The sequence below is a fragment of the Arsenicibacter sp. R0_47 genome (assembly GCF_057652235.1).
Window position 1 is genome coordinate 1 of sequence record NZ_JBYFCJ010000127.1, and the last position, 316, is coordinate 316.

Genomic DNA, 316 nt, shown 5'->3' on the forward strand with positions numbered 1-316 from the left:
TTCAGCGCCTGAATTACAGAGGAATAACGCATAGTCAGGGTAACCCGACAACGCTCCCAGCTTTTCGGACAGTTCTTACTGCAAGGGAATCCTGACTGAATTTGAATAGAACGAAATCCGGTTTAATTGTTCAGTAATGGCCCTGACATAACTTGGGTGGGTATGACCTACAGAGATGACAGCGTGGCCCCCGTACAGGTCGAGGTACCGTTCGCCTTTTGAATCCCCCAGATAACTCCCCTGTGCCCGCACAGGATCGATATCATACAGCGGATAAACATTAAAGAGTTGTGACATTGTCTGTACAAATAGTTTC

At 47.2% G+C, this 316-nt stretch carries 1 pseudogene; it reads right to left on the bottom strand.

The window, feature by feature from the left end:
* Positions 1–297: pseudogene (locus AC23NW_RS36320) on the bottom strand (aminotransferase class III-fold pyridoxal phosphate-dependent enzyme); the annotation flags it as partial.
* Between the last annotated feature and the right edge of the window lie 19 nt (positions 298–316).